Source organism: Pseudomonas sp. S30, assembly GCF_016518545.1.
Lineage (GTDB): Bacteria > Pseudomonadota > Gammaproteobacteria > Pseudomonadales > Pseudomonadaceae > Aquipseudomonas.
Window position 1 is genome coordinate 35,675 of the sequence record NZ_JACVTO010000016.1, and the last position, 22,354, is coordinate 58,028.

Annotated in this window: 23 protein-coding genes; 8 read left to right on the top strand and 15 right to left on the bottom strand. The window is 64.9% G+C overall.

What is annotated here, in order from left to right; all coding sequences use genetic code 11:
- Positions 1 to 3 precede the first annotated feature (3 nt).
- The 5 genes from IAE34_RS17545 to IAE34_RS17565 form a co-directional block, all read right to left on the bottom strand.
- Positions 4 to 624, bottom strand: coding sequence for a response regulator transcription factor (locus IAE34_RS17545; RefSeq protein WP_200140233.1), 621 nt, complete (start codon positions 622 to 624; stop codon positions 4 to 6).
- A 271-nt stretch (positions 625 to 895) separates the two neighbouring features.
- Positions 896 to 2,227, bottom strand: coding sequence for a deoxyguanosinetriphosphate triphosphohydrolase (locus tag IAE34_RS17550; protein WP_200140234.1), 1,332 nt, complete (start codon positions 2,225 to 2,227; stop codon positions 896 to 898).
- A gap of 75 nt (positions 2,228 to 2,302) precedes the next feature.
- Entirely contained in the window at positions 2,303 to 2,632 is a 330-nt protein-coding gene (locus IAE34_RS17555) for a hypothetical protein (protein ID WP_200140235.1), read from the bottom strand.
- Entirely contained in the window at positions 2,629 to 3,003 is a 375-nt protein-coding gene (locus IAE34_RS17560) for a phage holin family protein (protein WP_200140236.1), read from the bottom strand. The genes IAE34_RS17555 and IAE34_RS17560 overlap by 4 nt, the downstream gene beginning before the upstream one ends.
- A gap of 9 nt (positions 3,004 to 3,012) precedes the next feature.
- Positions 3,013 to 3,327, bottom strand: a complete 315-nt coding sequence (locus IAE34_RS17565) for a DUF883 family protein (protein ID WP_200140237.1) — start codon at positions 3,325 to 3,327, stop codon at positions 3,013 to 3,015.
- A gap of 175 nt (positions 3,328 to 3,502) precedes the next feature.
- Between IAE34_RS17565 and IAE34_RS17570 the strand changes: the two genes are divergently transcribed.
- The 3 genes from IAE34_RS17570 (at position 3,503) to IAE34_RS17580 (ending at position 5,100) form a co-directional block, all read left to right on the top strand.
- Positions 3,503 to 3,739: a glutaredoxin family protein gene (locus IAE34_RS17570; RefSeq protein WP_200140238.1), complete on the top strand. Its 237-nt coding sequence runs from the start codon at positions 3,503 to 3,505 to the stop codon at positions 3,737 to 3,739.
- Between the two features lie 118 nt (positions 3,740 to 3,857).
- Positions 3,858 to 4,166, top strand: a complete 309-nt coding sequence (locus tag IAE34_RS17575) for a transcriptional regulator (RefSeq protein WP_200140239.1) — start codon at positions 3,858 to 3,860, stop codon at positions 4,164 to 4,166.
- Between the two features lie 49 nt (positions 4,167 to 4,215).
- Positions 4,216 to 5,100 (top strand): pseudouridine synthase, encoded by an 885-nt coding sequence (locus IAE34_RS17580; protein ID WP_200140240.1) that lies wholly within the window; start codon positions 4,216 to 4,218, stop codon positions 5,098 to 5,100.
- Between the two features lie 45 nt (positions 5,101 to 5,145).
- On the opposite strand, the gene IAE34_RS17585 is transcribed toward IAE34_RS17580, so the two are convergent.
- Positions 5,146 to 6,711 (bottom strand): methyl-accepting chemotaxis protein, encoded by a 1,566-nt coding sequence (locus IAE34_RS17585; protein WP_200140241.1) that lies wholly within the window; start codon positions 6,709 to 6,711, stop codon positions 5,146 to 5,148.
- A gap of 260 nt (positions 6,712 to 6,971) precedes the next feature.
- Positions 6,972 to 9,713 (bottom strand): aconitate hydratase AcnA, encoded by a 2,742-nt coding sequence (gene acnA / locus IAE34_RS17590; RefSeq protein ID WP_200140242.1) that lies wholly within the window; start codon positions 9,711 to 9,713, stop codon positions 6,972 to 6,974.
- A 214-nt stretch (positions 9,714 to 9,927) separates the two neighbouring features.
- Here acnA and rlmM point away from each other — a divergent pair, with 214 nt between their 5' ends.
- From rlmM to pdxB, 3 genes are read left to right on the top strand one after another with little or no spacing between them, the layout of a single operon-like run.
- Positions 9,928 to 10,998 (top strand): 23S rRNA (cytidine(2498)-2'-O)-methyltransferase RlmM, encoded by a 1,071-nt coding sequence (gene rlmM / locus IAE34_RS17595; RefSeq protein ID WP_200140243.1) that lies wholly within the window; start codon positions 9,928 to 9,930, stop codon positions 10,996 to 10,998.
- 33 nt (positions 10,999 to 11,031) lie between these two features.
- Positions 11,032 to 11,274, top strand: a complete 243-nt coding sequence (tusA, locus tag IAE34_RS17600) for a sulfurtransferase TusA (RefSeq protein ID WP_200140244.1) — start codon at positions 11,032 to 11,034, stop codon at positions 11,272 to 11,274.
- Positions 11,275 to 11,334: 60 nt separating this feature from the next.
- Positions 11,335 to 12,477 carry a 4-phosphoerythronate dehydrogenase PdxB gene (pdxB, locus tag IAE34_RS17605; RefSeq protein ID WP_200140245.1) on the top strand — a complete coding sequence of 381 codons (1,143 nt, stop codon included), beginning with the start codon at positions 11,335 to 11,337 and terminating at the stop codon, positions 12,475 to 12,477.
- Positions 12,478 to 12,516: 39 nt separating this feature from the next.
- Here pdxB and ptaA read toward each other — a convergent pair whose 3' ends face one another.
- Both ptaA and IAE34_RS17615 read right to left on the bottom strand, forming a co-directional pair.
- Complete coding sequence (gene ptaA, locus IAE34_RS17610; RefSeq protein ID WP_200140246.1) at positions 12,517 to 13,596, bottom strand: pyoverdine biosynthesis transaminase PtaA; 1,080 nt, start codon at positions 13,594 to 13,596, stop codon at positions 12,517 to 12,519.
- A 74-nt stretch (positions 13,597 to 13,670) separates the two neighbouring features.
- A complete protein-coding gene (locus tag IAE34_RS17615) occupies positions 13,671 to 14,267 on the bottom strand; it encodes a biliverdin-producing heme oxygenase (RefSeq protein ID WP_200140247.1) in 597 nt (198 codons plus the stop codon).
- A gap of 96 nt (positions 14,268 to 14,363) precedes the next feature.
- On the opposite strand from IAE34_RS17615, the gene IAE34_RS17620 reads away from it, so the two are divergent.
- Complete coding sequence (locus IAE34_RS17620; RefSeq protein WP_200140248.1) at positions 14,364 to 14,909, top strand: histidine phosphatase family protein; 546 nt, start codon at positions 14,364 to 14,366, stop codon at positions 14,907 to 14,909.
- Between the two features lie 10 nt (positions 14,910 to 14,919).
- Here IAE34_RS17620 and IAE34_RS17625 read toward each other — a convergent pair whose 3' ends face one another.
- From IAE34_RS17625 to IAE34_RS17635, 3 genes are all read right to left on the bottom strand, one after another.
- Positions 14,920 to 15,705 (bottom strand): sulfite exporter TauE/SafE family protein, encoded by a 786-nt coding sequence (locus IAE34_RS17625; RefSeq protein ID WP_200140249.1) that lies wholly within the window; start codon positions 15,703 to 15,705, stop codon positions 14,920 to 14,922.
- Positions 15,706 to 15,853: 148 nt separating this feature from the next.
- Complete coding sequence (locus tag IAE34_RS17630; protein ID WP_200140250.1) at positions 15,854 to 17,740, bottom strand: methyl-accepting chemotaxis protein; 1,887 nt, start codon at positions 17,738 to 17,740, stop codon at positions 15,854 to 15,856.
- Positions 17,741 to 17,878: 138 nt separating this feature from the next.
- Positions 17,879 to 18,757: a LysR family transcriptional regulator gene (locus IAE34_RS17635; RefSeq protein ID WP_200140251.1), complete on the bottom strand. Its 879-nt coding sequence runs from the start codon at positions 18,755 to 18,757 to the stop codon at positions 17,879 to 17,881.
- 98 nt (positions 18,758 to 18,855) lie between these two features.
- On the opposite strand from IAE34_RS17635, the gene IAE34_RS17640 reads away from it, so the two are divergent.
- Positions 18,856 to 19,284, top strand: coding sequence for a PACE efflux transporter (locus IAE34_RS17640; RefSeq protein WP_200140252.1), 429 nt, complete (start codon positions 18,856 to 18,858; stop codon positions 19,282 to 19,284).
- A 50-nt stretch (positions 19,285 to 19,334) separates the two neighbouring features.
- Here the strand turns inward: IAE34_RS17640 and IAE34_RS17645 are convergent, their stop codons facing one another.
- The 3 genes from IAE34_RS17645 to IAE34_RS17655 form a co-directional block, all read right to left on the bottom strand.
- The gene (locus IAE34_RS17645; RefSeq protein ID WP_200140253.1) at positions 19,335 to 20,018 is read right to left on the bottom strand and encodes a GntR family transcriptional regulator; all 684 of its coding nucleotides are present in this window, start codon (positions 20,016 to 20,018) and stop codon (positions 19,335 to 19,337) included.
- Between the two features lie 15 nt (positions 20,019 to 20,033).
- The gene (locus tag IAE34_RS17650) at positions 20,034 to 20,735 is read right to left on the bottom strand and encodes a FadR/GntR family transcriptional regulator (protein WP_200140254.1); all 702 of its coding nucleotides are present in this window, start codon (positions 20,733 to 20,735) and stop codon (positions 20,034 to 20,036) included.
- Positions 20,736 to 20,805: 70 nt separating this feature from the next.
- Complete coding sequence (locus tag IAE34_RS17655; RefSeq protein WP_200140255.1) at positions 20,806 to 22,119, bottom strand: C4-dicarboxylate transporter DctA; 1,314 nt, start codon at positions 22,117 to 22,119, stop codon at positions 20,806 to 20,808.
- Positions 22,120 to 22,354: the final 235 nt, after the last annotated feature.

Here is a 22,354-nt window from a genome sequence, read left to right on the forward strand (position 1 = left end):
CCCTCACACCAAGGCGTTACGCTTGGCCGCTTCGATCAACTCGACCAGCGTTGAAACCTGCAGTTTCTGCATCAGACGCTTCTTGTAAGTGCTGACCGTCTTGTTACTGAGAAACATGCCTTTGGCGATATCCTTGTTGCTGCGCCCCATCGCGAACAATTGCAGCACCATCAACTCCCGGTCATTGATCTGCTTGAACAGCTCCAATTCCTGCGATGAAGACTGCGGGGCGGGTTTCATCGCTTCGTTGGGGAAATAGTTGTAACCGCTGAGGACCGCCTTGACCGCACTGAGCAGTTCGCTCAGGTCCTCCTGTTTGCACACGAAACCCGCTGCTCCCGAGTGCATGCAGCGGATGGCGAACAGCGCCGGCGACTGCGCGGTGAGGACCAGTACCTTCGGGGGAAGGCCGATGGCCTGGAACCGCGAGAGCACCTCCAGGCCGTCCAGCCTGGGGATGCTGATGTCCAGGATGACCAGATCCGGCAGGGTTTCGCGGATCATCTGCATGGCGTCGACGCCATTGCCGGATTCGCCGATTACCGTGTAGTTCTGGTTTTCCAGAAGCATGCGCACGGCCAGGCGAATCACCGGATGGTCATCAACGATGAAGATAGTGCTCATATAAGTTTCCCGGGCGATGAGTGTCGAAGGCGAGCGAGACCTTATCGCAGATAACAGTCATCGGGCATATGAGCGTGCACTAAACTCTATATATGGGAAAAAGCCTACAGCAAAGTACTACACATGTTTCTAATGTTTACAAAAGATGAACAATGAAACTGTATGTAAAAAACTTCCTGGTGTACGGCTTCAGGGTCCGGAGTTAATGAACGAGTGAAGAGGATGACTCGTTCGACTGACGCGCAGCGCTCGCCCCGCGGCTGTCTGCCTTTCAGCGAGGGGTGGAGCGTCCGGTCATTTCACTGGCCATTTCGCTGGCGTAGCTGTCGGTCATGCCTGCGATGAAATCGATCATGCGCAAGTAGGCGTTGTACAGCGAACCGTGAGGGTCGGGCGCGGAGTTGCCGATCAGGTCCAGGACCCGCCGACTCTTGAACGAGGGAGTGCGTCCGCCGTGCTGTTCCAGGGCGGCCTCGCAGAATGCATTGAGGAGAATTTCCAGGGTGGTGTAGGCGCCGATTTCATGCAGCGTCTTGCGCTTGTCCTGGAAAATCTTCTTGCGGGCGATTTCCTTTGCCTGCACCACACAGCGCTTGGCGGGGCCGTGCATGTGTTCTACCAGATCGCCACTGAGGGTCCCGGTGAGCAGGGCAGGCTGCTGCTCGACGAAAGCCTGGGCCGCGGCATTGGTGAGGTGTTCTATCGCCTTGCCGCGAAGGATCGCCAGTTTGCGCCGGCGCGAATCGGCTGGCCCCAGTTGGCGATAGGTCTCCGGCAGGTCGTCGCCGACTAGATCCAGCAGCAGCGCCTCGACCTCCGGATAGCCGAGCAGCTCCATTTCCACGCCGTCTTCCAGGTCGATCAGGGCGTAGCAGATGTCATCCGCGGCTTCCATCAGGTACACCAGAGGGTGACGTGCCCAGCGTTGTTCCTCGAGTTGCGGCAGGCCCAGTTTGCGGGTGATCTGCTGCAACAGGGGCAGCTCGCTCTGGTAGCAGCCGAACTTGTGTTTCTTGTAGCCCAGCGCATCGGCATGACGCGCGCTCCAGGGGTACTTCAGGTACGTGCCCAAGGTGGCGTAGGTCAGTCGCGTGCCGCCATCGAACTGGTGGTACTCCAACTGGGTCAGTACACGGAATCCCTGGGCATTACCTTCGAAGTTGAGAAAATCGGCCCGCTGGTCGTCGCTCATGTCGTCCAGCCAGCCGCGGCCGGCGGCCTGCTGGAACCAGTGGCGGATGGCATCTTCGCCGGAGTGGCCAAAGGGCGGATTGCCGATGTCGTGAGCGAGACACGCCGACTGCACGATCATGCCCAGGTCGCTGGGATCGCACCATCGCGGGAGCGCGTCGCGCAGGGTCTGGCCGACACGCATGGCCAGGGAACGCCCCACGCAGCTGACTTCCAGCGAATGGGTCAGGCGGGTATGGATGTGATCGTTGCTGGTGACCGGATGAACCTGCGTCTTGCGTCCCAGTCGGCGAAATGCGCCCGAGAAGATGATGCGGTCGTGGTCTTTGTGGAACGGGCTGCGCCCGAGTTCCTCGGGGCTCGATAGCGTCTTGCCGAGGCGTTCGCGGTTGAGCAGGGTGTGCCAGTCCAAGGCGTGGTCTCCGTCATGGTGTGGCCATAGCTTCCCGTGTCGCAAGCGCCCGCGCAAGCGGCGGGCGCTGCTGGATCAGCCTCGACGGCCGTTCTTCAGGTACAGGCGTACCAGCGGAGCCAGGCTGCCACCCAGGCGCACCAGGCGGCCGAGGTTGCCGCTGCGCACGCCCTTGCCGGTGAGAAAGCCCAGTGCCACCACGGCGCCGATACCCCACAGGGGCGCATGCTTGATCCCCAGGCCGTCCTGGACCGAGGCGCCCATGCCCCGCAGGCGGCGCACAGGTTCGAGCAACTGGCCAGATTCGTGGCGGATTTCCTGACGATGCATTTCCATGCGCAGGCGCAGCAGCGCCTTGCGCAGTTCCCGAGGATTACGGCTGACAGGCAATTCAGGCAGGCTCATGGCAACAGGCGCTCCCGGTCTTTGGCAAGTTCTTCGAGGGTGCTGTGGAACGGCGAGGACTCGTCGAATACCGCCGCTTTCAGGCGCACACCGCAGAACACGGCAGCCAGACCATAAAACACGCACAGGCCGATGATGCCCGCCAACCGGTAGCTGTCCCACAACAGCACCAGCAGCAGGCCCGACAGCGCCGTCAGCAGCAGCAGTGCGAACACCAGTGCCAGGCCTGCGAACAGCAACAGCCTCAAGGTGCGGCCTTTCTGCTCCTGCAGTTCGATGCCGAACAGTTCGATATGGCTGTGCAACAGGCCCAGCACCGCGGCCCCAAGGCGTTTGCCGGTAGCGCCCGTGCCGATGGCGTCGTTGTCCATACGTCCTCCTCAGCGGCGGCTGGCGAGCAGGCCGATGAGTAGCCCGACGCCGGCAGCGATGCCAATGGCCTGCCAGGGATTTTCCTGCACGTACAGCTCGGCACTGCCCAGGGCCGCCTCGCCGCGCTCGCGTACCGACTCCTGGGTCTCCTGCAGGCTTTCCCGGGCTTGCAGCAGGCGGTCGTGGATCTGCGCGCGCAATTCATCGGCCTGATCGCCGGCGAGGTTTGCGGTATCGGCAAGCAGCCGCTCGGTGTCGCGCACCAGCGCCTGGAAGTCAGCCATCAGGATCTCTTGCGCATTCTTTGCGGATTTGCTGGCCATGGGCCTCTCCCTGTCGATGTATGTGGGTCTTTCGAGTGATGAGTGTGGCGGAAGGTTCAGCCGTTGTCGTCCAATGTGTGCAACGCCGAATGACAATTGGGCGGGGCCTGGTGAGTGCACGTGATGCCCATGATGCCTAGAATGGCGGGGTCCTTGAAGGGATGAGGAATCCGTGATGCTGCCAGAGTGCCAGTTGTACGGCACCTTAGGGTGCCACCTGTGTGAAGTGGCCGAGGCGCTGCTGATGCCGTTGGTCGAACATGGACTGTGGGTCGAACTGGTGGACGTCGCCGACGACCAGAGCCTGTTCGAGCGCTATGGGCTGATCATCCCGGTGCTGCGGCGTTGTGACGACGGTAGCGAACTGCCCTGGCCGTTCGATCAGGAGCAGGTCGTCGCCTTTCTGCAATGAGCCCAGTGCCAGGTCAGGCGTACCGTCCGTCGACATGACCGCTCGCAGCCTGTGGAGAATTGACGGGGCAAGGCCAGCTTCGTATGCTGTATAAAGATACAGTACCCAGAGTCAGGTCATGCACAACGTCGGGCAATTGAAGTACAGCGTCAACCGCATGTCGCCGGAATCGGTTTGCGAGGCCGTGCTCGAACTGCGCATGGAGGGCCTGGTGACCGATGACCGCACGCCATTCGGCAAGGTGCATTTCAACACCTGCTTCGCCGAAATCGAAGCGCTGTTCCAGCGTGCGGGCTTTCACCGCCCGCTGGATGTCGTCGGCTACGAGGGCATGGCGTACGCACTGTACGATGCCGGGCGCTGGGAAGCCGTCCAGGTGTTGCGTTGGCTGAAGGCGCGGTGCGAGGTGGCTCACGAAGCTGGTTGAGCGCATGGGCATTGGCGATAATGCCTGCCCGCCGATAACCGAGCCCGCCATGTCCACCCCGTTCGACCCCGCCCTCCAGCAAGCCAGTACCGTCTGCCTGCCGCCAGGCCACTGGCCTACCGTGCTCGATTGCCTGTGCGATCACTTCAAGGGTATCACCCGTGACCAGTGGCTCGACCGCTTCGCTCGGGGTCGTGTGCTCGATGCCGATGGTCGACCGGTCGCCGCCGATCTGCCCTACCGGCGCGGTCTGCGCCTGCATTACTTCCGCGAGGTCGCCAATGAACAGCCCATCCCGTTCGAGGAAACGCTGCTGTACTGCGACGACCACCTGGTGGTGGCCGACAAGCCGCACTTTTTGCCGGTGACGCCGACGGGCGAATACGTCGAGCACACGCTGCTCAGGCGCCTGATTCGCCGTCTGGACAATCCGCATCTGGTGCCGCTGCATCGGATCGATCGGCACACCGCCGGCCTGGTGCTGTTCTCGTGCAATCCGCAGTCGCGCAGTGCCTACCAGCAGCTATTTCCGCAACGGCGCATCGACAAACGTTATCAGGCGATCGCCGCCGCCTTGCCGGGGCTCAGCTTTCCACGGGTGCACCGCAGTCGGCTGGTCCATGGCGAACCGTTCTTTCGCATGCAGGAAGTCGAAGGTGCGCCCAACACCGAGACCCTGGCCGAGGTGCTGGAGTGCAACGGCCAGTGGTGGCGTTATGGCTTGTCGCCGGTGACCGGCAAGACTCATCAGTTGCGGGTGCACATGGCCGCGTTAGGGGCGGCGATTCGCAATGACCCTTTCTATCCGCATCTGCTGGACGCCCCGGACGACTACCAACGGCCGCTGCAGCTGCTCGCCCACAGCCTGCGCTTCGACGACCCGCTGACCGGCCAGGCGCGCTATTTCGAAAGTGGCTTGAGCCTGGCTGGTTGACCACCTGCGCGCCGCGCGCCCTGCAGGCCCGCGGCGCGGGACGGTTCAGCGGTTGAATCGCTCCACCAGGGAATACTGAGTGCCGGCCGTGCTGTTGAGCTCTTCGCTCAGCAGTGCAGAGTGCTGGGCCTGTTCGGCGGTCTGGTCGGCGAGGTCGGCGATGGTGCTGATGTTGCGGCTGATCTCCTCGGCCACTGCCGATTGCTCTTCGGTGGCAGCGGCGATCTGCGTGGCCATGTCGGTGATGTTGGCCACCGCCTCGCTGATGCCCACCAGCGCCTGGTCGGCCTGCAAGACCCGCTCGACCCCTTCTTCAGCCTGACGATGACCGCTTTCCATGGTCTGTACGGCATTGCTGGCGGTGTGCTGCAGCTTGGCGATCAGGCCGTGGATCTGTCCAGTGGACTCGGCGGTGCGTTGCGCCAATTGGCGCACTTCATCGGCCACTACGGCAAAGCCTCGGCCCATTTCGCCCGCGCGCGCCGCTTCGATCGCGGCGTTGAGCGCCAGCAGGTTGGTCTGGTCGGCGATGCCCTTGATGACGTCGACCACGCCGCCGATTTCGTCGCTGTCCTTGGCCAGCTGGGTCACGGTCTGGCCAGTTTCACCTACCGCGATGGACAGGCGCTGGATCGCTTCGCGGGTTTCGCCGGCAATCTGCCTGCCCTCGCTGGTCAGCCGGTTGGCCTGCTGGGTGGCATCGGCTGTGCGCTGCACGTGGGTGGCCACTTCCTGGGTAGTCGCGGCCATCTGGTTGACGGCGGCGGCCACCTGTTCGGTCTCCACGCGCTGGCGCTCCAGGCCCGAGGAGCTCTTGTGGGCCAGTTCATCGGATTGGCGCGCCTGGTCGCTGAGGTGCTCGGCGCTGTCCTGCAGCCGGGTCAGGCAGGTCTTCAGGCGTGATTCCTGGCTGAGCATGGCCATTTCCAGGCGTGCCTGTACGCCGCGGCTGTCGGTGTACATCTGCGCGATGAGGGGGTCGGAGGTGGTTTGCTCGGCCAGGCGTAGCAGGCGTTTGAGCCCGCGCTGCTGCCAGGTCAGGCCGAGCAGGCCCAGTGGCACGGAAACGGCTGCCGCCAGGGCGAAGCCCCAGGAATGGCCGAACCAGTTGCCGATCAGGAAGCCCACCTGGCTGATGAGGATGAACGGCACCCAGTCCTGCAGCACCGGAAGCCATTTGTCGCGCCGCGGCACGGCTGGCTTGCCCTGGTTGATGCGCTGGTAGAGCGCTTCGGCGCGCCGGATCTGCTCTGCACTGGGCTTGACGCGGACCGACTCGAAGCCGACCACCTGATCGTTGTCGAAAATCGGCGTGACGTAGGCATTGACCCAGTAGTGATCGCCGGATTTGCAGCGATTCTTGACGATGCCCATCCAGGGCTGGCCCTGCTTGAGCGTCTGCCACATGTGGGCGAACACGGCCGCTGGCACGTCGGGGTGGCGCACCAGATTGTGCGGCGCGCCCATCAGCTCCTCTCGCGAGAATCCGCTGATTTCGATGAAGGCGTCGTTACAGTAGGTGATGACGCCCTTGGCGTTGGTGGTGGAAATCAACCGCTGCTGTGCAGGGAAAGTCCGTTCTCTCTGTGTAATCGGTTGGTTGTTGCGCATGGCGTGCTCGACTGGCGTGGCTTTCATCCAGTATCGGCAGGTCAGGGAATTTGTTGAGTCGATATTTGTCTGGCTTGACGTGGCGCAATCAGGAAGCAGTACGAATCAGCTAGTGAGATGCGGTCGATAGCGCATCTTGAACGATTTTTTGCAGTTTTTTGACGTATTTGTTGGCATATGACGATGTATTGTTCGCGCCGCCACGGGTGCATGAGAGGGCAGGCCGGTCAGGCCAGCCCCCTCATAGGCTCATCGATGCGTCATCCCGCGATCAGCTGACGCAGGACATAGTGCAAGATGCCGCCTGACTTGAAGTATTCCACTTCGTTGAGGGTGTCGATGCGGCACAGCACCTCGATGTCGCGCTGCTGGCCGTCCTCGCCGATAATGCGCAGTGGCAGGCTCATGCCAGGGCGGATCTGCGCGCCGCCAAGCCCGGTCACTTCGATTCTTTCCCTGCCAGTCAGGCCCAGCCGCTTGCGGTCATCCCCGGCCTTGAACTGCAGCGGCAGCACGCCCATGCCCACCAGGTTGGAGCGGTGGATACGCTCGAAGCTCTCCGCCAGCACGGCTTTGACGCCCAGCAGGTTGGTGCCTTTGGCGGCCCAGTCGCGACTGGAGCCGGTACCGTATTCCTGACCTGCGATGACCACCAGTGGCGTGCCCTCCTGCTGATAGCGCATCGCCGCGTCGTAGATCGACAGCTTTTCACCGCTGGGCACATGCAAGGTGTTACCGCCTTCCTCGCCGCCGAGCATCTCATTGCGGATGCGGATGTTGGCGAAAGTACCGCGCATCATCACTTCATGGTTGCCTCGGCGCGAGCCGTAGGAGTTGAAGTCGCGTGGCTCCACGCCCTTGTCGCGCAGGTAGCGACCGGCAGGGCTGTCGGCCTTGATGTTGCCGGCCGGGGAGATGTGGTCGGTGGTGACCGAGTCGCCCAGCAGGGCGAGGATGCGCGCCTGGCGGATGTCCTCGATGTCCGGCAAGGGGCCTGCGATATCTTCGAAGAAGGGTGGATGCTGGATGTAGGTGGAGTCATCCTGCCAGACATAGGTAGCCGCCTGGGGCACTTCGATGGCCTGCCATTTGTCATCGCCGGCGAACACCTCGGCGTATTCCTTGTGGAACATCGCCGTGTTCACCTTGGCCACTGCATCGGCGATCTCCTGCTGGCTGGGCCAGATGTCCTGCAGATACACCGGCTGGCCATCCTTACCCGTGCCCAGGGCGTCGCGGGTCAGGTCCACGCGCACGCTGCCGGCCAGGGCATAGGCTACCACCAGGGGTGGGGAGGCCAGCCAGTTGGTCTTGACCAGGGGGTGAACGCGGCCCTCGAAGTTGCGGTTGCCCGACAGCACCGACGCCACGGTGAGGTCGGCGCGGGCAATGGCTTTCTCGATGGCCTCGTCCAGAGGGCCGGAATTGCCGATGCAGGTGGTGCAGCCGTAGCCGACGAGGTCGAAGCCCAGTCGGTCGAGGTAGGGCGTCAGGCCCGCAGCGTGGAAGTAGTCGGTCACCACTTTGGAGCCCGGTGCCAGCGAGCTCTTGACCCAGGGCTTGCGCGCCAGGCCTTTTTCCACCGCCTTCTTGGCCACCAGCCCGGCAGCCATCATCACGCTGGGGTTGGAGGTGTTGGTGCAGGAGGTGATCGCGGCGATCACCACGGCGCCGTCTCGCAAGCGGTGGCTCTGGCCCTGATGGGTGTATTCGATCTCGCCGGCCTGATCGGCATTGCCCACCGCTACGCCGCCTCCGCCTTCGCTCTCCAGGCGACCGACTTCCTTGGCCGCCGGCTTGGGCTGCAGGTCGAGGAAACCGTCGAAGGCCTGGCTGACCTGGGACAGGGCCACCCGGTCCTGCGGGCGCTTGGGGCCCGCCAGGCTCGCCTCGACCTCGTGCATGTCCAGCGCCAGGCTGTCGCTGAACGACGGTTCCTGGCCAGGGTGGCGCCACAGCCCTTGAGCCTTGCAGTAGGCCTGCACCAGCTCGACGGTCTCGGCCGGCCGACCGGACAGGCGCAGGTAGTCGAGCGTCACGTCGTCCACTGGGAAGAAGCCGCAGGTGGCGCCATACTCCGGCGCCATGTTGGCGAGGGTCGCGCGGTCGGCCAGAGGTAATTCGGACAGGCCATCGCCATAGAACTCGACGAACTTGCCCACCACGCCTTTCTTGCGCAGCATCTGGGTCACCGTCAGTACCAGGTCGGTGGCGGTGATGCCCTCGCGCAGTTTGCCGGTGAGCTTGAAGCCGATGACTTCGGGGATCAGCATCGACACAGGCTGACCCAGCATGGCCGCCTCGGCCTCGATACCGCCGACACCCCAGCCCAGCACGCCCAGTCCATTGATCATGGTGGTGTGCGAATCGGTGCCTACGAGTGTGTCGGGGAACGCATAGGTACGCCCCTCTTCTTCGCGGGTCCAGACCGTGCGGCCTAGGTATTCCAGGTTGACCTGGTGGCAGATGCCGGTGCCGGGCGGCACGACGCGGAAGTTGTCGAAAGCGTCCTGACCCCAGCGCAGGAAGGCATAGCGTTCGCCGTTGCGCTTCATCTCGATGTCGACGTTGTCGGCGAAGGCGTCTGCGCTGGCATAGTGATCGACCATCACCGAGTGATCGATCACCAGGTCCACCGGCGACAGGGGGTTGATGCGTTGCGGGTCGCCGCCGGCCTTGGCCATGGCCGCGCGCATGGCGGCCAGGTCGACCACGGCAGGCACGCCGGTGAAGTCCTGCATCAGGACGCGCGCAGGACGGTACTGGATCTCGCGGTCCGAGCGCCGCGCCTTGAGCCAGTCGGCCAGGGCCTGCAGGTCGTCGCCGGTGACGGTCTTGCCGTCTTCCCAGCGCAGCAGGTTTTCCAGCAGCACCTTGAGCGACATGGGCAGGCGCTCCAGGTCGCCCAGGTGGCGGGCGGCTTCGGTCAGGCTGAAATAGTGGTAGGCGCGGTCGGCCACCTGGAGGGTCTTGAGAGTGTTCAGGCTATCGAGCGAGGGCATTGCCAACTCCTTCTGCGCCGGTGTCCGGCAGTCGTCGATGCCGGTATCACCGCTCTGTATCGGCCCGCACGGCACGGGCCTGGCTGATCGATCGGGACAGCCCGCGTTGGCAAGGCTGACCCAGTTCTGGACCTGTAGGGCATGTCGCAGGTTCCGAACTTCCTTTATCATTCGCCGCCCTGGCACTGTCTGTGCCAGTGATGTGGAGTGAGAGATGAATACGCTGTTCATGCACTGCCGGCCCGGCTTCGAGGGCGAGGTCTGCGCCGAGCTCAGCGAGCACGCTGCGCAACTGGGCATTGCCGGCTATGCCAAGGGCAAGGCGCATGGCGCCTGCGCCGAGTTCGTCTGCCTGGAAGAAGGCGGTGCCGAGCGACTGATGCGTGAGCGCCGCTTCGAGCGGCTGATCTTCCCGCGGCAATGGGCCCGGGGCCAATACCTGGAGCTGCCGGAAACCGACCGCATCAGCGTGTTGCTCGACCATCTGGCGGCGCTGCCGGTCTGCGGCAGCCTATGGCTGGAGGTGCTCGACAGCAACGAGGGCAAGGCCCTCTCGACTTTCTGCCGCAAGTTCGAAGGGCCGCTGCGCAAGGCTCTAGAAAAGGCCGGTCGACTGGTCGACGACGCCGCCGCGCCGCGCCTGCTGCTGACCTTCACCAGTGGCCGGCAGGTGTTCGTCGGCCTGGCCGAGGCGGACAACTCGGCGCTGTGGCCGATGGGTATCCCGCGCCTGAAATTCCCGCGCGAGGCACCGAGCCGTTCGACCCTCAAGCTCGAGGAAGCCTGGCACCAGTTCATCGCTCGCGAGCACTGGCCACAGCGGCTGAGCGACGACATGACCGGTGTCGACCTCGGCGCGTCGCCGGGTGGCTGGACCTATCAGCTGGTCAAGCGCGGCATGCTGGTCACCGCCATCGACAACGGCCCCATGGCCGAGAGCCTGATGGACACCGGCCTGGTGCAGCACCTGATGGCCGATGGCTTCACCTGGAAACCGCGGCAGACGGTGGACTGGATGGTCTGCGACATCGTCGAGAAGCCCGCCCGCACTGCCTCGTTGATCGAAACCTGGCTAGGCGAGGGGTTGTGTCGCGAGGCCGTGGTCAACCTCAAGCTGCCGATGAAGCAGCGCTATGCCGAGGTACGCAAGTTGCTGGACCGCATGGACGCCACCTTCAAGGCCCGCAAGGTCAAGGTGTCGATCGCCTGCAAGCAGCTGTACCACGACCGCGAGGAAGTGACCTGCCACCTGCGCCGGCTCGACCTCAAGCCGCGCCGAGCCTGATCGGCGCCACACCCCATTTGCGCGGAGCACGCCATGTCCGACCTGACCCCAGACGCTACCCTAGACGCCACCGGCCTGAACTGTCCGGAACCGGTGATGATGCTGCACCAGCACGTACGCAACCTGGCCGCCGGCGGCCTGCTCAAGGTCATCGCCACCGATCCCTCGACCCGCCGGGACATTCCCAAGTTCTGCACCTTCCTGGGGCATGAACTGGTGCAGCAGCAGGAGCAAGCGGGCACCTTTCTCTACTGGATCCGCAAGAAGGCCGACTGACCCAGGCTGGATACCCTGCGTCACAGCGCCTACACTGCGCTCCCCCACTGGAGAGCGCCCATGCTGATCGTAGCCGACGAAAATATCCCGCTGCTCGCTGACTTCTTCGCCGGATTCGGTGAGATCCGCCGCTATCCCGGTCGTGCGATCAATGCCGACTGCGTTCGCGACGCCGACGTGTTGCTGGTGCGGTCGGTGACCCGCGTCGACCGGCAGCTGCTGGAGGGCAGTCGGGTGCGCTTCGTCGGCACCTGCACCATCGGCACCGATCACCTGGACCTCGACTATTTCGCCCAGGCCCATATCCACTGGAGCAGTGCTCCAGGCTGCAACGCCCGCGGCGTGGTGGACTATGTGCTGGGCAGCCTGCTGACCCTGGCCGAGCTCGAGGGCGTGGCGCTGGCTGAGCGCGTCTATGGGGTGGTCGGTGCCGGAGAAGTCGGAGGACGTCTGGTGCGCGTGCTGCGCGGGCTGGGCTGGCAGGTGCTGGTGTGCGATCCGCTGCGTGCGGCGCGCGAGGACGGTGAATTCGTCAGCCTGGACGAAGTGCTGGCGCGTTGCGATGTGATCAGCCTGCATACGCCGTTGCAGCGTGATGGCGATCATCCGACCTGGCACCTGCTCGGCGCCCCCGAGCTGGCTCGCCTGCGCCCCGGCGCCTGGTTGATCAACGCCAGTCGTGGTGCGGTGGTGGACAACGCGGCCCTGCGTGAGCTGCTGCTCGCGCGCGACGATGTGCACGCTGTGCTGGACGTGTGGGAAGGCGAGCCGCAGGTCGACCTGGCACTGGCCGACCTGTGCACCCTGGCCACCCCGCACATCGCCGGCTACAGCCTGGATGGCAAGCAGCGCGGCACCGCGCAGATCTATCAGGCTTTGTGCCGCGTACAGGGTGCGGCCGAACAGGTACGGCTGGCCGACCTGCTGCCGCCGCCGCCGTTGCTGCGCATCGAGCTCGATGCCGAGGCGGACCCTACCTGGGCACTGGCCATGCTGTGCCGTGCGGTGTACGACCCGCGTCGAGACGACGCGGACATGCGCCGCAGTCTCAGCGAAGATGTCCAGGTACAGCGCGAGGCCTTCGACCTGCTGCGCAAGCGCTATCCCCTGCGGCGCGAAATCGAAGGGCTGGCGGTGCGAGTGCCGGAGGGGGCGCCACGCCTGGCGCAGGTGGTCAACGCGCTGGGTGCGGTTCTGGCCTGACCCCTGTACGGCTTGGGCACGCCTGCCGGTGCCGAGGGTTCAGCCCGGCATCACCTGGACGAAGGCCTCGCGTAGCCGCTGCATGTCGTGCTCGCTGCCGACGCTCACGCGCATCCAGTTCGGCCAGCTGCGCCACACCCGTCCGACCAGGACGCCGCGCTCGGCCAAGCGCTCGACGACGGGCTGAGCCGGCGTGCGCAAGTCGATCATGAAGCAGTTGGTCTGGCTGGCCGTACACTGCCAGCCGCGGTCGCCAAGCCAGGCGATGGTGGCATCGCGCAGGCGCGCGTTGGCCGCCTTGCGGGTGGGCACCAGCTGTGGATCGGCCAGGCTGGCGAGCCCGCCGAGCAAGGTCGGTGCGGCTGCGACGTTTTCACCGTCGTACACTTCGAGTTGCCGCAACAACGGTGCCTGGCCGATGGCCAGGCCCAGGCGTGCGCCGGCCATGCCGTACAGCTTGGAAAAGGTCTGGAGCACCAGCAGGCGCGGGTGCTCGCGAACCAGCTCGATGCAGCTCGGTGCGTCGCTGAAATGAATGTAGGCCTCATCGACCACCACCACGCTGTCCGCCGGTGCGCGGCTCAGCAAACGCTCGATGGCGTGGCGCGAGGTGAGGGTGCCGGTCGGGTTGTTGGGGTTGCACAGGTAGATCATCCCGGGCTTTGCATCGGCGGCGAGCATGGCGTCGACGTCGTGGGCGTGCTGCCGGTCCAGCGGCACGGCATGCACAGCGGTGCCGCGGGCCTGGGCTGCCTCGACGGGGGCTTCGTAGGAGGGCTCGGCCAGTACCAGGCTGCCGCGCTGGGTGAATGCCATGACGGCGTGTTGCAGCGCCAGCTTCGAGCCGCAGAACACCTGGACCTGGTCCGCCTGCAGGCCATGCTGCGCGGCGAAGTGATCGATCAGCCGGTACTGTGCCTTGTAGGGGTAGCGTCCGCAGTTGGCGATGCCCTCTGCCATCGCCTGGCGTGCCGCGGCGCTGGGTCCCCAGGGGCTTTCGTTGAAGTTGATCTGCACCGGGCCTGGATCGGCCGGTGCACCATGGGCCAGGCGCAGGGCGCCAAGGGCAGGCAGGGCCAGGCCGAGGCCGACCAGGGAGCGACGTGACAGGGCAAGCATGTTCGACTTCCTTGTACTGATGGGCTACAGGGAAGACGAAGGGCGACAGAGCCGATTAATGGTGGCACTTGGTCTCAGCGGGATTCCAGGACCTGGCGCTGGTCGAGCCAGCGCTCGAAGCACTGGAAGGTGGCTACGGCGCACGCCACGCTGCGAGCCTGTCCATCCGCCGAATGCGGGGCCTGCTCCAGGCGCTGCAGAAAGCTGCGCCAGCGGCTGCCGGTGGCGCTGCCGTAGACATCCAGGAAGGCGCCGCCGGTATTGGTATCGACGCCCAGACGCTCGGCCATGGCGCGCTTGAGCACCTGGCCACCGAGCGTAGAGCCCTCCAGCACGTACATCACACCCAACGCGCTCGCCTGGTCGGTGATCGATGGCAGTCGCTCGCACAGCGGCAAGGCATCGATCTGCGCAGCACTTGCACCCAGGGCCAGCAGGTCTTGGCACAGCGCTGGGGCCTTGTGGCGCTCGCTGCCCTGATAACCCGACAGGCGCAGCTCCAGCGGTGCATGGAATCCGTAGTAGGCCTCGACCAGTCGACGGTAGGCCGCGTGGTCGAAGCTGTCGCTGAAAAAGGGCAGGCGTGCTTCCAGGGTCTTGTGGCACGCCTGCGTACCCTGGCGCAGGGCGAGCAGAAGCGGACTGGCGGAAGGGCGGGGGGCGTCTGGCATCGGATCGACTCTGCTGGCGGCTTGCCTGGGTTAGACTCGCCATCCTAGCGCAGGGCGCGTCAATGCCCTAATTCCGATTGTCTGAGTCCATCGACCATGAAGCCTGTACGCCTGACTCTGGTTTGCCATGCCTTGACCCGTTCCCAGCAGATCGGCCGGTTTCATCACCCCGGGGACGCGATACAGGCCGATGCGCCGCTGATGGCCGCTGCACCGGCGGGCATGCGCCTGCTTTGCGCGCCGGAGTTGCGCGCTCGCCAGACGGCCGCCTGGTTGGGGGAGCAGGTCCGGGTGGAGCCTGCGCTGGCCGACTGCGACATGGGCGATTGGCAAGGGGTGGCTCTCAAGCACTTGCAGCGCGAGAACGCCGATGGGTTGGCGTGGTGGCAGGTCGACGCACAGGCCACGCCCCACCGTGGCGAGTCCTTCCAGGCGCTCTACGCCCGGGTCGACGCCTGGCTGCAAGCGTTCGACGAACCCGGCGACTGGATGGCGGTCACCCACCCGAGCGTGATTCGCGCCGCCCTGCTGGCGGTGCTGGGCGCGCCGCTGCACAGCCATCCACCCATCGACGTGCTGCCTTGCGCACGACTGCACCTCAGTCGCACCGACCGCTGGCGCCTGCGCCTGACGACGGGGTGAGGCGCAGGGCTCAAAACGCCAGCTTGTAGCCGATCAGCAGCAGCATGCCTGCCAGGCACGGGCGCAACACGCGATCGGAGATGCGTCCGGTGAGGTGGCTGCCCAAATAGATGCCCGGCAGCGAGCCCAGCAGCAGGTACCCCAGTAGCGACCAGTCCATGTTGCCCATGCCGGCATGGCCCAGACCAGCCACCAGGGTCAGGGGCACGGCATGGGCGATCTCCGTGCCCACCAGGCGGCGAGTGACCAGGAAGGGATAGAGCAGGAACAGCGCCACCGTGCCCAGGGCGCCGGCGCCGATGGAGGTGAGGGTGACCATCACGCCGAGCACGATGCCGGTGATCACGGTGAGCAGGTTGAGGCTGCGCGGGCTGAGGTGATAATGATCGCCGGCATGTCGGTTGGCGAATGTCTGCAAGCGCGACTTGAAGAGGATCGCCAGTGCGGTGAGGATCAGCACCACCGCCAGGCCCTGCTTGATGATCGCATTTAAGGCGGTGGTGTCGGTGTGCAAGGTGCTCAGGAACCACAGGGTCAGCGCTGCGGCAGGTACGCTGCCCAAACTCAGCCAGCCGGTGATCTTCCAGTCGATGTTGCGGTTGCGGGCGTGGACCCAGACGCCGCTGGCCTTGGTGATGGCGGCATAGAGCAGGTCGGTGCCTACGGCCGTGGCGGGATTGATACCGAACCAGAGCAGGATCGGGGTCATCAGCGAGCCACCGCCGACGCCGGTCATGCCGACGATGAAGCCCACCACCAGTCCGGCGATGGTGAAACCAAAAGAACCTACATCCATACGCTACTCGATCTGCCTGCTAGCCCGTGGTCGGATGCTGGCCAGCATATAGATTGTTTTTTATAGCCAAATAGAATTCTTGGTTATGAGGTTATAACGGGCGTTGTTCATCTGCCCGCGTCCAGGCGGGCAGATGACAGGGGCGTGGTCAGATCCGGAAGCTGCCCACCAGTTGCTTGAGTCGGCCGGCTTGCTGAGTTAAGGCGTCGCAGTGGCGCAGGGTTTCATTGAGGTTCTGCACCCCTTGCTGATTGAGCGCGTTGATCTGGGTGATGTCCAGGTTGAGGCTCTCGACCACCGCGCTCTGCTCCTCGGTGGCGGTCGCGACCGACTGGTTCATGCCGTCGATTTCACCGATGCGCGCCGTCACGCTGGCCAGACGCTCGCCGGCCTTGTTGGCCACCTGCACGGTCTGTTCGCTGGACACCTGGCTGGCGTTCATGGTGTGCACCGCTTCGCGCGATCCGACCTGCAGGCCGGTGATCATGCGGTGGATTTCCTCGGCCGATTCCTGCGTGCGATGCGCCAGGTTGCGCACCTCGTCGGCGACCACCGCGAAGCCGCGACCGGCCTCACCGGCACGGGCGGCTTCGATCGCCGCATTGAGCGCGAGCAGGTTGGTCTGCTGGGAAATGCCCTTGATCACGTCGAGGATCTTGCCGATCTCGTCGGTACTGGCATTGAGCGTCTCGATCTGCTGGCACGACTCGCTGATCTTCTGCGACAGCGCCGTCATGGCGCCAATGGCATCGTCCACCACCTGGCGGCCATCGTTGGCCTGGTCGCTGGCACCGCTGGCGTGCTGCGAGGCGTCGGCGGCGTTGCGGGCGATTTCCTGGGTGGCGGCGCCCAACTCGTTGATCGCCGCGGCCACGCTGTTGGTGCGCAGGCTTTGCTCTTCAGAGCCGTTGATCGACGCGTTCGACGCACTCATCACCTGTTCGGAGAGGTCATGCACCAGACGTGTGGCCGACGCCACCTCGCTGATCGAGGCGTGGATACGCTCGACGAAACGGTTGAAGGCCGTGGCCAACTCACCGAACTCGTCCTTGTGCTGGACCTGCAGGCGGCGGGTGAGGTCGCCTTCGCCCTCGGCGATATCGTGCATCGCCCGGCCCATGGTGGTCAGCGGACGCATCAGCACGGGAATCAGCAAGCCCAGTACGGCAGCGATGGCGAGCACGGCGATGAGCATGGCGATGATGGCCGAGCTGCGGAACTGCCCGAGTGCGGCGTAAGCCTTGTCCTTGTCGACCGAAAGGCCAATGTACCACTGTGCCGAGGGCAGTCCCTTGACCGGCGTGAACGACACGATCCTTTTCTGGCCCGCCAGGGTAACCTTCTGCATCCCTGGCTCGACCCGCAGGCCGCTGTCGGGATAGAGGTCCTTGAGGTTTTTCATCAGCTGGTCCTTGTCCGGGCTGACGATCACCTGACCTTCTCGGTCGACCAGGAAGGCGTGACCGATGCCGCCGAAGTCCACGGCATTGATGATGTCGACCAGAGAATCAAGGCTGAGGTCGCCGCCGACCACACCCAGCAGTTCGCTGTTGCCACGGGCCTTGACCGGGATGGCGATGGTCACCACCAGGCCACCGACCGACGCCTGGTACGGCGGGGTGAGCAGGGTCTGGTTGGCGTTCACCGCCGCGCTGTACCACGGCCGCTTGCGCGGGTCGTAGTCGGCCGGCATCTGCGCGTCGGGGCGCTGGGTGAACGCGCCGGTGTTCTGGCCGAAGTAGGTGAACTGGAAGTTGCTGGTGTAGGAAGGCTGGTCGACCAGGCCGGCGACCTGCGGGCCGGTGCCTTGCTGGGCAATGTCCTGGGCCAGGTTCTCCAGCACCAGAATGCGTCCGCTCATCCAGTTCTGCACGCTGCTGGCGGTGAGTGCGCCGGCCTGCTGGACGGAAGACTCGATGTTCTGAGTGATGGTCTTGCGCTGTAGATAGTCGTTGTAGAGGGTGAACAATGCGAATGCCAGTACGACGACACCGCAGGCGCTGAGCAGAATCTTGTGGCGGAACTTCAGGTTCATGTTTCCAGACCTTGAGCCGTGATCGGGGGTGGCGGCCGTCCATCCATGGCGGGCTGGCGGTGCCGGTCGGAATCGGTATCGGCCTGGGGCGAGAAAGGTTGAGGGCTGTGCCGGGACATCCGACCGACGGTGGCTGCCTCAGCCGGCCGCCAGCCAGTCCACCAGCGTGCGCGCCGCTTTCCCGAGCGGCTGGCGCTTGCGCCACAGTGCATGTACCGGCAACTGCAGCTCGTTGCGGGTGTTGCCGAATGTCAGCTGTACCAGGCGACCGGCCGCGATCGCTGGCGCGATACGCGAGGCTGGCAGGTCGCCCCAGCCAAGACCGGCCTCGACCATGGCGATGGCAAGGTCGAGGCTGTCGGTGCGCCAGTGCGCGGTGCCGATCAGCGAGCGGGTATCGCGCAGGGGTAGGTCGCGGCTATGCACCAGGATCTGGCGCAGGTCCACCAGGTCTTCCAGGTCACGGATGCGACCGGCGCGCAGGGCCGGATGCTCAGGGGAGAGGGTGGCCACCAGTGACTCGCTGCCCACGTGCTGAAAACTGCGCTGTGGGTCGACCTGCAATTCGGCGAAGGCCAGGCACAGCCCCACGCGGCCGCTGTCGAGCAGGTGCAGGGCATCCTCCTGGGGAGCGCTGAGCAGTTCGATGTCCAGCAGGGGGTAGCGCTGGCCCAGGCGCGAGATGGCGGCGAGCAGCGGTGCCGGATCCAGATCCGGCACCACGGCGATGGACAGGCTGCTTTCCAGGCCACAGGACAGCTCCAGGGCATGGACCTGCAACAGCCCCAGCTGCTCGGCGATGAGCCTGGCATGGGGCTCCAGCGCACGTGCGCGATCCGTGGCGCGCACCTCGCGCGAACCGCGTTCGAACAGGGGATAGCCCAGCTCGGCCTCGATGTTGCCGATGGCCATGCTCACCGCCGAGGGAACCTTGCCCAGTTGCCGGGCCGCTGCGGAAAACGAGCCGCTGTCGAGCACGGCGAGAAACAGCTGGATGGTGTCCGTGGAAAAACTCATGGTTACTCCTTTCAGTAAATATGAAAGGAGCTGACTTTTGCTGTCAATAACAGTGACTCATCATCCACCCCTCGTTGAAGTTTCCAAGAGGCAGAACCGTGCAAGGCGTCAAACGTAAACTGGTCTATGTGACCTTCTACGAGCTGATCGGGCTGTGCCTGTCGACCCTGGGACTGGCGTATCTTTCGGGCAGCCAGGCCACGCACACCGGCCCCCTGGCGCTGATGATCACTACCGTCGCGGTGCTCTGGAACCTGATCTACAACACCCTGTTCGAACGCTGGGAAAGCCGTCAGTCCACGCGCGGTCGCGGGCTGGGCCGGCGGGTCGCCCATGCCATAGGGTTTCAGCTGACCCTGGTGGTGTACCTGATCCCGCTGATCGCCTGGTGGCTGGGCATGACCTTGTGGCAGGCGTTCGTGGTCGATCTGGCATTCATCGTGCTGGTGCCATGCTACACCTTCGTCTACAACTGGGCGTTCGACCGGCTGTTCGGTCTGCCGAGTTCGGCGCTGGCAGCGGCCTGAGCGTCTTATTCACGCGAGCCCTGACTTCGACGGCCTGCCCGGCGCTGCCGCTAGCTGTCGCGCAGCTCCAGCTTGCCCTCCAGGTGATCGAGGTGCTGATGCATCAGCGCCAGCGCTGCGCTGGCATCGCCGGCTTCCACAGCGTCGATGATCGCCGCATGCTCTTGCCAGGCACAGTGCTCGCAGCACGGCGTTTCATAACGCGCGATGATCAGCGACGTCATCGGCACCAGACCGTTGAGAAAGCGTTCGAGCGGTGCATTGTTGGCCACCTGCGCGAGCTTGAGGTGAAATTCGCCACCCAGGCGGATGGCCGTGCAGCGCTCGCCGCGCTCGTGGTGCAGTCGCTCGCGTTCGACCAGTTGGCGCAACTGGCGCACCTGGGCCGGTCGCGCCCGTTGCGCGGCAAGGCCGATCAGCGTGGTCTCGGCCAGCCGACGCGCGCTCAGCACCTGACGCGCCTGCTGCGGATCGGGCGCTGCCAGATGGGCGGTGTGGCTGGGCCGTTGCACCACCACCTGCTGGTCGGCCAGGCGCCCGAGTACCCGGCGGATCACCGTGCGGCTGACGCCGAAGGCCCGGCCCAGCGCCTGCTCCGGCAAGGCACTGCCCGGCGGCAGCCGTTGCTCGAGAATGGCGTCGAACAGGCGCGGATAGATCTGGTCGGCGCCCAGCCGTCCTTCGCCGTGGTGGATCAGCGGGGGCAGGCGCGTTGAAGGGGCCAAGGCGGTCATGATGGCACTCCTGGGTCAATGGTCCGGGGCCGGATGCTCGTCCGGGATATTCAGTTCGATGCCCATGCGCTGGCCTTCGGCCAGAATGTGCCGGCGCATCTGTGCGCTGGCCTGGGCGCTGCTGCGCGCGCGGATGGCGCGCACCACCGCCTCGTTCTCCGCCAGCCTGGCGGCGAAGTGTTCGGGGGAGGCGCGCAGCATGGCCGCGCTCTGCTTGAGCGCGTTGCCGGTCTGCTGCACCACGCTCTGGAAGATCGGATTGGTGGTCAGGGCGAACAAGGCCTCGTGCAGGGCGATGTAGGCCGCCACGCCCGCCTCGCTGTCGCCGGCTTCCACGGCCTCGCGCAGGTCCATCAGGGTCAGGCGCAGCTGGTTAATGTCCTGGCTGCCGGCCGCTTGTGCGACCAAACCGGCGATGAAGGGCTCGAGGGTGTAGCGCAGTTCCAGGACATCGGCCAGGCTGGCGGCGCCGACGGAGTCCGTGGCAGCGCTGGCGTCGGCGTCCAGTACCAGCACCCCTTTGCCCGGCATCGCGCGGACCAGGCCGAGGGTTTCCAGCACGGTCAGTGCTTCGCGCAGGGAGGGGCGGCTGATGCCCAGTTGCTCGGCCAGCTCGCGCTGGCCGGGCAGCATCTGGCCACTGCGCCATTGGCCACGGGCCAGGGCTGCACGCAGTTTCTCCACCACGCAGGTGACGACGGTCGATGAGCTGATCACAGGTGATTCCTCGATCCAGGCTTGTCACTGGCCGCCCGCCGGCCGGCGCGCTGCACCGGCCCCGGCGGGTTCAGATTTCCTGCTGCTGGACCGAGGTCCCGGCCTTGCGCGGCAGCGGCGCGAAGCCAGGCTTGCCGGCCAGCACGTCATTGGCCCGCTCCAGGTCGATGTCCTTTTCCCAACGGGCGATGGCCACGGTGGCGACGCAATTGCCCACCAGGTTGGTCAGCGCGCGGCCGATGCCCATGAACCAGTCCACCGCCAGCACCAGCACCAGGCCCACCACCGGAATCGCCGGCACGGCGGTCAGGGTCGCGGCGAGGATCACCAGCGCCGAGCCGGGGATGCCGTGGGCGCCCTTGGAGGTGACCAGCGAGACCAGCAGGATGGTCAGCAGGTCGGTCATGGCCAGCGGCGTGCCCGTGGCGTTGGCGATGAACACGATCGCCAGCGTGAGGTAGATGGAAAAGCCGTCCAGGTTGAACGAATAGCCGGTGGGAATCACCAGCCCCACGGTGGAGCTGCCGATGCCCAGGTGTTCGAGCTTGCGCATCACCTGCGGCAGTACGGCATCCGACGAGGCGGTGCCGAGCACGATGGTCAGCTCTTCACGCAGGTACTTCAGGAACGGGATCATCCTCAGTCCCGAGACACGCATCACCGTGCCCAGCACCAGCAGCACGAAGCCTGCGCAGGTGATGTAGAACAGCGCCACCAGGCCACCCAGGTGCTGCAGCGACTCCAGGCCGTATTTGCTGGTGGTGAAGGCGATGGCGCCGAACACGCCGATCGGCGCCAGGCGCACGATCATGCCCATGATGCGGAAGATCACGTGGCTCAGCTCGTTGATCAGCCGGGAGATGCCCGACGCCGACTCCCCAACCAGGTTCAGCGCACTGCCGAACAGTACGGCGAACAGCAGCACTTGCAGGATGTTGTTGTCCGCGAAGGCGCCGATCACCGACGTGGGGATCAAGTCCATGAAGAACGCCGTGGCGCCATGCAGGTGCGCACCGCGCTCGGCCAGCGCGCCGGCATCGGCGCCGGAGAGCTGGTCGAGGTGGATGTTGGCGCCCTGACCGATGCCGGTGGAGAAGGCCAGCACCAGGCCGATGACCAGGGCGATGGTGGTGAGCACCTCGAAATAGATCACCGATTTCAGGCCGATGCGGCCGACCTTCTTCAGATCGCCTGCGCCGGAAATGCCGCTGACCACCACGCAGAACACGATGATGCCGATCAGCATCTTGATCAGCTTGATGAAGCCGTCACCGAGTGGTTTGAGTTGCAGGGAAAGGTCAGGGAAGCTCAGACCGCAGACGACGCCGAGGGCCAGGCCCAGGACGACTTGGAGGAAGATCGAACGCGAGCACCATTTGAGCATGGGAGGGATCTCTGCTTCGGTGTCCCTGCTTCGATGCCCGACGAGAATGAGGGCCAAAGAGCGCGGGACTTAATTATTGTGGTCTTACCGGTTTGTCCAGTGCGGGGTCCAATGTAAGCGCGGATTACTGAGACTGGCAAGGCTTTTTGGTTTGACCGGTCTGACCAGTTACCAGATGTGTCCATCCACCCCCTCTAGCTCGCGGCTCGGGCCGAACCGCGTGCTTTTTTCACTG

What these genes read in the sequence shown, in the direction of transcription:
- IAE34_RS17635 (WP_200140251.1), bottom strand. Translation starts at nt 18,757, where the DNA reads ATGAGTTTTTCCACGGACACCATCCAGCTGTTTCTCGCCGTGCTCGAC.
- ptaA (WP_200140246.1), bottom strand. Translation starts at nt 13,596, where the DNA reads ATGCTTGCCCTGTCACGTCGCTCCCTGGTCGGCCTCGGCCTGGCCCTG.
- IAE34_RS17585 (WP_200140241.1), bottom strand. Translation starts at nt 6,711, where the DNA reads ATGCGCAACAACCAACCGATTACACAGAGAGAACGGACTTTCCCTGCA.
- IAE34_RS17630 (WP_200140250.1), bottom strand. Translation starts at nt 17,740, where the DNA reads ATGAACCTGAAGTTCCGCCACAAGATTCTGCTCAGCGCCTGCGGTGTC.
- IAE34_RS17655 (WP_200140255.1), bottom strand. Translation starts at nt 22,119, where the DNA reads ATGCTCAAATGGTGCTCGCGTTCGATCTTCCTCCAAGTCGTCCTGGGC.
- acnA (WP_200140242.1), bottom strand. Translation starts at nt 9,713, where the DNA reads ATGCCCTCGCTCGATAGCCTGAACACTCTCAAGACCCTCCAGGTGGCC.
- pdxB (WP_200140245.1), top strand. Translation starts at nt 11,335, where the DNA reads ATGCTGATCGTAGCCGACGAAAATATCCCGCTGCTCGCTGACTTCTTC.
- tusA (WP_200140244.1), top strand. Translation starts at nt 11,032, where the DNA reads ATGTCCGACCTGACCCCAGACGCTACCCTAGACGCCACCGGCCTGAAC.
- IAE34_RS17580 (WP_200140240.1), top strand. Translation starts at nt 4,216, where the DNA reads ATGTCCACCCCGTTCGACCCCGCCCTCCAGCAAGCCAGTACCGTCTGC.
- IAE34_RS17555 (WP_200140235.1), bottom strand. Translation starts at nt 2,632, where the DNA reads ATGAGCCTGCCTGAATTGCCTGTCAGCCGTAATCCTCGGGAACTGCGC.
- IAE34_RS17565 (WP_200140237.1), bottom strand. Translation starts at nt 3,327, where the DNA reads ATGGCCAGCAAATCCGCAAAGAATGCGCAAGAGATCCTGATGGCTGAC.
- IAE34_RS17625 (WP_200140249.1), bottom strand. Translation starts at nt 15,705, where the DNA reads ATGGATGTAGGTTCTTTTGGTTTCACCATCGCCGGACTGGTGGTGGGC.
- IAE34_RS17615 (WP_200140247.1), bottom strand. Translation starts at nt 14,267, where the DNA reads ATGCCAGACGCCCCCCGCCCTTCCGCCAGTCCGCTTCTGCTCGCCCTG.
- IAE34_RS17645 (WP_200140253.1), bottom strand. Translation starts at nt 20,018, where the DNA reads ATGACCGCCTTGGCCCCTTCAACGCGCCTGCCCCCGCTGATCCACCAC.
- IAE34_RS17545 (WP_200140233.1), bottom strand. Translation starts at nt 624, where the DNA reads ATGAGCACTATCTTCATCGTTGATGACCATCCGGTGATTCGCCTGGCC.
- IAE34_RS17570 (WP_200140238.1), top strand. Translation starts at nt 3,503, where the DNA reads ATGCTGCCAGAGTGCCAGTTGTACGGCACCTTAGGGTGCCACCTGTGT.
- IAE34_RS17575 (WP_200140239.1), top strand. Translation starts at nt 3,858, where the DNA reads ATGCACAACGTCGGGCAATTGAAGTACAGCGTCAACCGCATGTCGCCG.
- IAE34_RS17620 (WP_200140248.1), top strand. Translation starts at nt 14,364, where the DNA reads ATGAAGCCTGTACGCCTGACTCTGGTTTGCCATGCCTTGACCCGTTCC.
- IAE34_RS17560 (WP_200140236.1), bottom strand. Translation starts at nt 3,003, where the DNA reads ATGGACAACGACGCCATCGGCACGGGCGCTACCGGCAAACGCCTTGGG.
- rlmM (WP_200140243.1), top strand. Translation starts at nt 9,928, where the DNA reads ATGAATACGCTGTTCATGCACTGCCGGCCCGGCTTCGAGGGCGAGGTC.